Source organism: Actinomadura sp., assembly GCF_044508335.1.
Lineage (GTDB): Bacteria > Actinomycetota > Actinomycetes > Streptosporangiales > Streptosporangiaceae > Spirillospora.
On record NZ_JBIQHY010000166.1, the window covers coordinates 4,427 to 11,536 of the forward strand.

The 7,110-nt window shown below is 72.9% G+C and carries 5 protein-coding genes; 4 read left to right on the forward strand and 1 reads right to left on the reverse strand.

Features of this window, described 5'->3' with window-relative positions:
* The first annotated feature begins 59 nt into the window (after positions 1–59).
* Complete coding sequence (locus tag ACIWVC_RS32465) at positions 60–1,196, forward strand: potassium channel family protein (protein ID WP_396450751.1); 1,137 nt, start codon at positions 60–62, stop codon at positions 1,194–1,196.
* A 60-nt stretch (positions 1,197–1,256) separates the two neighbouring features.
* On the opposite strand, the gene panB is transcribed toward ACIWVC_RS32465, so the two are convergent.
* Positions 1,257–2,108 carry a 3-methyl-2-oxobutanoate hydroxymethyltransferase gene (panB, locus tag ACIWVC_RS32470; RefSeq protein WP_396450753.1) on the reverse strand — a complete coding sequence of 284 codons (852 nt, stop codon included), beginning with the start codon at positions 2,106–2,108 and terminating at the stop codon, positions 1,257–1,259.
* 147 nt (positions 2,109–2,255) lie between these two features.
* Between panB and ACIWVC_RS32475 the strand changes: the two genes are divergently transcribed.
* The 3 genes from ACIWVC_RS32475 to ACIWVC_RS32485 all read left to right on the forward strand — a co-directional run bounded on the left by ACIWVC_RS32475 (position 2,256) and on the right by ACIWVC_RS32485 (position 6,670).
* Positions 2,256–3,815 (forward strand): MFS transporter, encoded by a 1,560-nt coding sequence (locus ACIWVC_RS32475; RefSeq protein WP_396455016.1) that lies wholly within the window; start codon positions 2,256–2,258, stop codon positions 3,813–3,815.
* Positions 3,816–3,830: 15 nt separating this feature from the next.
* On the forward strand, positions 3,831–4,421 hold the full coding sequence (locus ACIWVC_RS32480; RefSeq protein ID WP_396450757.1) for a TetR/AcrR family transcriptional regulator: 591 nt from the start codon (positions 3,831–3,833) through the stop codon (positions 4,419–4,421).
* A gap of 137 nt (positions 4,422–4,558) precedes the next feature.
* Positions 4,559–6,670: a SpoIIE family protein phosphatase gene (locus tag ACIWVC_RS32485; protein ID WP_396450759.1), complete on the forward strand. Its 2,112-nt coding sequence runs from the start codon at positions 4,559–4,561 to the stop codon at positions 6,668–6,670.
* Positions 6,671–7,110: the final 440 nt, after the last annotated feature.

Sequence of the window (7,110 nt, forward strand, 5' to 3'; positions counted from 1 at the left end):
CGGCGCCGAATCAGCCGCCCGCGCCGCCCGCCGGGCCGGGGACGGTTAAGCTCGGTGCGGTGCCGAGCTCGAACGATCCGGAGGCGGCGCGGCGCCCGTTCGTGCTGCTGCCCTCGTCCACCACGGGGCCGCTGCGCGCGGTCGCCAAGCGCGTCGGTATCGCGCTGCTGCTCCTGTTCGCCGTGGTGGCGGTCGTGTACGCCGACCGCGACGGCTACCGCGACACCGGCGGCGGCGGGCGGCTGTCGCTGCTGGACGCCTTCTACTACGCGACCGTGACGGTCTCCACCACCGGGTACGGCGACATCACCCCGGTCGGGGACGCGGCGCGGTTCGTCAACATCGTCTTCATCACCCCCGTGCGGGTGCTGTTCCTCATCGTCCTCGTGGGCACGACCCTGGAGGTCCTGGCGGAACGCACCCGCGAGGACTGGCGCAAGTCACGCTGGAGGGCACGCGTGCGCGACCACATCGTGGTGGCCGGCTACGGCACGAAGGGCCGCAGCGCCATCAAGACCCTGCTGAACACCGGCGTCGACCGCGGTTCCATCGTCGTCGTGGACCCCGACCCCCGCGTGGTGGCCGAGGCCGCGGAGGCGGGGTTCGTGAGCATCGTCGGGGACGCGACGCGCAGCTCGGTGCTGCGGCAGGCCGCGGTGCAGCGGGCCCGCGAGATCGTCGTGGCGAGCGCGCGCGACGACACCGCGGTGCTGATCACGCTGACGGCGCGGCAGCTGAACCCGCGCGCCGGCATCCAGGCGTCGGTGCGCGAGTCGGAGAACGTCCCGCTGCTGCGCCAGTCGGGCGCCGACCGCGTGGTGACCTCGTCGGAGGCGGCGGGGCGGCTGCTAGGCATGTCCAGCAGCCAGCCGAGCGTCAGCCAGGTCATCGAGGACCTCCTCGACCAGGGGAGCGGCCTCGACCTGGTGGCGCGGGAGGCGCGCCCGGACGAGGTCGGCGGGCCGCTCGGCGCGGTGCGCCAGCCGGCGCTCGCGGTCGTGCGGGACGGCCGGACGCTGCCCTTCGACCACCCGGAGTGCACGAACATCGAACCCGGCGACCGGCTGATCGTGGTGCGCTCGTCGCCGCGGCTCCGCGGCGAGCCGGAGGACGGCGGCGGTGAGGGCGGCGACAGTGAGGACGGCGACAGTGAGGACGGCGGCGGGAAGGGCGCCTCGGCCGCGTCCGAGCGGTGACGTGCGCGGACCCGGCCGCCCCCGCGAGCGGGCGGGCGCGGCCGGGTCCGGTGCGGCGGTTCAGCGGTAGGAGTGCTCGGGCCCCGGGTAGGCGCCGCTGACGACCTCCTCGGCGAAGGTGCGCGCGGCGTCGCCGAGCAGCGTGTTCATGTCGGCGAACTTCTTGACGAACTTCGCGGTGTGCGGGGTGAGGCCCGCCATGTCCTGCCAGACGAGGACCTGCGCGTCGGTCCGGTTGCCGCCGCCGATGCCGATCGTCGGGATCGACAGCGACGAGGTGACTCGGGCGGCGAGGTCCTCGGGGACGCATTCGAGGACGAGGGAGAACGCGCCCGCGGCCTCCAGCGCCTTGGCGTCCGCCATCAGCTCGTCGCCGTCCTGGCCGCGGCCCTGCACCCGGTACCCGCCGAAGACGTTCACCGACTGCGGGGTGAGCCCGAGGTGCGCCATGACCGGGATGCCGGCGGCGACCATCGCCTCGACCTGCGGGATGACCCGCCGGCCGCCCTCCAGCTTGACCGCGTGCGCGCCGGTCTCCTTGAGGAACCGGGTGGCGGCCGTCAGCGCCTCCTTGACGCCCGTCTGGTACGAGCCGAACGGCAGGTCGGCGACGACCATGGCGCGCTTGGAGCCGCGGACGACGGCCGCGGTCAGCGGGATCAGGTCGTCCACGGTGACGGGGATCGTGGAGTCGTAGCCGTAGACCACCATCGCGGCGGAGTCGCCGACGAGCAGCACGGGGATGCCGGCCTCGTCGAAGATGCGCGCGGTGAGCGCGTCGTACGCGGTGAGCATCGGCCACTTCTCGTGCCGCTCCTTGGCGGCGGCGATGTCGCGTACGGTCACCCTCCGGCCGCTCTTGCCGCCGTACAGCGCGGTCGGCTGGGCTGGGGGTGCGACAGAAGAAGACATGCGAGAACCTCCGGTCTTGAGGCGCCACGGTGGCGTACCCAGACAGAACAGATCGTGCCACTTCGAAAACGATTCGGGTACCCCCGCGGATTCCCCGATCCGGACGGGCCGGGAACAGATTCCGAAACGATACGGTTGCGTATCGGCATGGACTCCCAGACGATCCAGCGCCGCCGGTGGTACATCCTCGGCGTGCTGACCATGAGCCTGCTGGTGGTGGTGCTCGACAACACCATCCTCAACGTCGCGCTCAAGACCATCGCCGACCCGGAGAAGGGCCTCGGCGCGACGCAGAGCCAGCTCGAATGGTCGATCAACTCCTACACGCTCGTCTTCGCCGGCCTGCTGTTCACCTTCGGCGTGATCGGCGACCGGATCGGGCGCAAGCGCGTGCTGATCGGCGGTATGGCGGTGTTCGCGCTGGCCTCGCTGCTGTCGGCGTACGCGCAGTCGCCCGAGCAGCTCATCTACGCGCGCGCCCTGATGGGCCTCGGCGGCGCCGCGGTCATGCCGCAGACGCTGTCGATCATCACCAACGTCTTCGAGCCGCGCGAGCGCGCCCGCGCCATCGGCATCTGGGCCGGCGCGGTCGGCCTCGCCGTCGCGATCGGCCCGCTCACCGGCGGCCTGCTGCTCGCCCACTTCTGGTGGGGCTCGGTCTTCCTCGTCAACGTCCCGGTCGTCGCGGTCGGCATCGCGCTGATGGCGTTCCTCGTGCCCGAGTCGCGCAACCCCGAGCCGGGACGGCTCGACCCCCTCGGCGTCGTCCTGTCGGTCATCGGCCTCGTCGTCCTGTCGTACGGGATCATCCAGGGCGGCGAGAAGGGCGACTGGCTGACCCTCCCCGTGCTCGGCCCGATCCTCGCCGGCGCCGCCGTCATCGCCCTGTTCGTCGCGCACGAGGCCCGCTCCCCGTCCCCGGCCTTCGACGTCCGGCTGTTCCGGGACGCGCGGATGTCGGCCGCCGTCGCGTCGATCGCGCTGTGCTTCTTCGCCGCGAGCGGCGTGTTCTTCTTCGCCAACTTCTACATGCAGTCGGTGCGCGGGCTGACCCCGCTGCAGTCCGGCGCGATGGTGCTCCCGTTCGCGATCGCCCAGCTCGCGTTCGCGCCGCGCAGCGCCGAGATGGTGCGCCGCTTCGGCGCCAAGGCCGTCTGCACCGCGGGCCTGCTGCTGGTCGCCGCCGCGCTCGCGAGCTACCAGTTCGTCGGCACCGACACCCCCATGTGGATCCTCGGCGCGATCTTCTTCGTGCAGGGCACCGGCATGGCGAACGTCATGCCGCCCGCCACCGAGTCGGTCATGTCGGCGCTGCCGCGCGAGAAGGCCGGCGCGGGCTCGGCCATCAACAACACCGCCCGCCAGGTCGCCGTCGCGCTGGGCGTCGCCGTGCTCGGCTCCGTCGTCGCGTCCGTCTACCGCCGCGACCTGGACGGCGACCTCGCCGCGCTGCCCCCCGGCGCGCGGGACGCCGCGGGCGACTCCATCGAGGGCGCGCACGCCGTGGCGGCCCAGTTCGGCGCCGCGGGACGGCGGCTGGCCGGCCACGCCGACGCCGCGTTCGTGCACGCCATGCACACCGCGTCGGTCGCCGCCGCCGTCGTCGCCCTGCTCGGCGCGCTGGTCGTCCTGAAGTGGATGCCGGGGCGCGCGCCCGCCGCCGCCGCGGACGCCGCCGCACCGGAGCCGGAGAAGGCCGCGGTGTGAGAGCGTGAAGGAACCATGACCGAGACAGACCGGCGGCCCGGCGGGCGGCCCCGCAGCGAACGCGCCGAGAAGGCCATCATCGAGGCGACCCTCGACCTCCTCGCCGAGGAGTCCGGCGTGGCGGGCCTGTCCATCGAGGCGGTCGCCGCCCGCGCCGGCGTCGGCAAGACGACCATCTACCGGCGCTGGCCCAGCAAGGACGCGCTGATCCTGGACGCGCTCGGCACGGCGAAGGCGCCGCTGCCCGAGCCGTCCGGCGGGTCCGTCCGCGACGACCTCGCCGAGCTGGCGCGGGCGCTGACCGACGAGCGCAAGCGCCGGTACTCGCGGTGCTTCTGGAACGTCGTCGGCGGCGCGGAGAAGCACCCCGAGCTGTACGCCCGCTACAAGCGCGACGTCATCGAGCCGCGCCGCGAGGTCGTCCGCCGCGTGCTGCGGCGCGGCGTGCGGAGCGGGGAGCTGCGCGCCGACCTCGACGTGGAGGTGGCCATGTCGATGCTGCTCGGCTCCCTCGTGCCGAAACGGCCGCACGAGACCTTCCCGGACGGATATGCCGAAGCGGTCGTCGACACCCTCATCCGAGGCATCGGAGCGGGCGCGCGATGACGCGCGAACGACGGAACCGACGCGATTTCGGCACGGTAAGCGTGATCTTCTCCCCCCGCGGCTGCGTCATGCCCCATACTGTCGCTGGGTAGTGCTAAGACGACCGGCTGTCTGGAGCGCGTCAGGTGAGATCCGTCATGGCGCCGCGAGGCGATGCGCCCGCCACCGATTCGGCGTCCCGGACCCTTGTCCTGGGCATCGACGGGGCCAGGCGGATCGTCCAGTGCGGGCCGAACGCCCGCGCCGTCCTCGGCCGGGCGCCCGAAGAGCTGATCGGCAAGCCGGCCACCGACCTGGTGGGCGACGAGGCCAAGGCCGAGCTCGAAGCCCTCCTTGAGGTCGGCGACCAGGAGCGCAACGGCGTGACCACCGTGCTGCGCGGCGACGGCGGGTCCGGCAACGCGCTGGTCACCGTCCAGCCGATGGTCGGCGGCGACGACGGCGCCGCGCCCGCCGCGCTGCTGTTCGTCCGGGTCGAGCTGCCGCCCAGCGAGCGCTACCAGGACCCGGCCCTCATGCGCCGCGCGCTGATGGACGACCAGCTCACCCGGTTCGGCGCGTCCCTCGACCTCGACCAGTCCGCCCGCGGCCTCGTCGACGTCGTCGTCCCGCACTACTGCAACGCCGCCTCCGTGCTGGTGCTGGAGAGCCTCGTCGCCTCCGACGAGGTGCACAGCGAGTCCGGCTCCGCCGTCCTGCGCCGCATCGCGGTCACCTCCGACGACGGCAACCCCGCGTGGACGTCCACGTTCCCCGTCGGCGAGGTGCTCGTGTTCCCCGAGGGCACCCCCTACCGGCAGGTGATGGAGACGGCCCGGCCCGTCCACCTGCCGCACATCACCCTCGACGAGGCCAGCGAGATCGGCCGGCTGTGGCGCCGCGGCCCCGCCGGCGAGCTGCTGTCGGACGTGTCGATGGTGCTGCTGCCGATGATCGCCCGCGACACGCTGCTCGGCTTCATCGCCTGCACCCGCGTCCCCGGGTTCCGCAAGTTCGACGCCTACGACGTCGAGATCGGCATGGAGTTCGCGGCCCGCGCCGCGATCGTCATCGACAACGCCCGCAAGTTCAGCCGCGAGCGCTCCACCGCGCTCGCGCTGCAGCGCAGCCTGCTGCCGCTGCGGCTGTCCGCGCCGTCCTCGGTCGAGGTCCGGCACCGCTACCTGCCCGGCAGCAAGCTCGTCGAGGTCGGCGGCGACTGGTACGAGTCGATCGCGCTGCCCGGCGCCCGCGTCGCCCTGATCGTCGGCGACGTCGCCGGGCACGGCGTCCGCGCCGCCGTCACCATGGGCCGGCTCCGCACCGCGCTGCACACCCTCGCGAACCTCGAGCTGCCGCCCGCCGACGCCCTGCACGTCATGCACGAGCTGATGATCGAGCTCGGCGAGCAGGAACCGCACTTCGCCACCTGCGTCTACGCCGTGTACGACGCCACCACCGGCACGATCGAGATCGCCTCCGCCGGGCACCTGCCGCCGCTGCTCGCGAGCCCCACCGGCGACAACGAGTACCTGCAGGTCCCGCCCGCCCCGCCGCTCGGCGTCGCGGGCGGCGCCGCCATCGAGAGCCGCGAGTTCACCGTCGAGGACGGCAGCCTCTTCGTCATCTACACCGACGGCCTCGTCGAGAACCGCGGCCGCGACATCGACGACGGCCTCGCCCGCCTCCAGAAGATCTTCGGCCCCGACTCCGTCGACCGCCCCATGGAGGACCTCGCCAAGGCGACCCTCGCCGGCGTCTACGCCGACCAGCACCGCGACGACATCGCCGTCCTCATCGCCCGCCTGCGCCGCCTCCCCGAAGACCGCTACGCCTCCTGGACCCTGCCCGCCGACCCGGCCGCCGTCCGCCGCGCCCGCGGCCTCGTCCGCTCCCGCCTGGAGGAATGGGGCCTGGAGGAACTCGACTACACCACCGAACTCCTCGCCTCCGAACTCATCACCAACGCGCTCCGCTACGCGCCCGGCCCCATCGAACTGCGCCTCCTCCTCGAACGCACCCTCGTCTGCGAGGTCCTGGACCGGTCCGCCGCCCTGCCCCGCCTGCGCCGCGCCGAAGACGACGACGAGAACGGCCGCGGCCTCCTCGTCGTCAGCCAGCTCGCCCACCGCTGGGGCACCCGCCGCACCGCCGCCGGCAAGGTCGTCTGGTGCGAGCAGATCGTCCCCGGCATCGACCCCGACGCCTCCGAACAGGTCCCCGCCTGGCCAGAGGAGACGTGGCCCGGGCAGAACCACCACAGGGTCTAAGGGGGGTGTGATTGCCCAGGGGGAGGTGTTGGCCCAGGGGGGCGACCCCCTGGAACCCCCGTTAGCGACGCAGGCGATCCTCGCGACTTTGTTGCGGTCTGTCGTGCCTGTGACGGGCGTGTGCGGGGTCGCTGCGGTCGCCTGCGTCGCCGGGCATGCCCGCTCCGGGCGCTGAGCGCCCTCCGCGTGCCTGCCCGTGCCTGTCGCTTCGGTCGGTGCTTTGGCTCGGGTCTGGTCCAAGAGGGTGTGAATCGTGCTCGTCCAAGAGGGGCTGTGTTGGCCGAGGGGGCGCCCCCTGGAACCCCGTGGTGACGTGGGCATGCCCGTGGTGGGCGCTTTGATCTGCGCCATGGTTCGGGTCTGGTTCGAGAGGGTGTGAAGCGTCCTCGTCTGAGGTGGGTGGGGTCAGCGTTCGCGCCAGGCGTTGGTTATGGGGAGGC

What these genes read in the sequence shown, in the direction of transcription:
- panB (WP_396450753.1), bottom strand. Translation starts at nt 2,108, where the DNA reads ATGTCTTCTTCTGTCGCACCCCCAGCCCAGCCGACCGCGCTGTACGGC.
- ACIWVC_RS32475 (WP_396455016.1), top strand. Translation starts at nt 2,256, where the DNA reads ATGGACTCCCAGACGATCCAGCGCCGCCGGTGGTACATCCTCGGCGTG.
- ACIWVC_RS32480 (WP_396450757.1), top strand. Translation starts at nt 3,831, where the DNA reads ATGACCGAGACAGACCGGCGGCCCGGCGGGCGGCCCCGCAGCGAACGC.
- ACIWVC_RS32485 (WP_396450759.1), top strand. Translation starts at nt 4,559, where the DNA reads ATGGCGCCGCGAGGCGATGCGCCCGCCACCGATTCGGCGTCCCGGACC.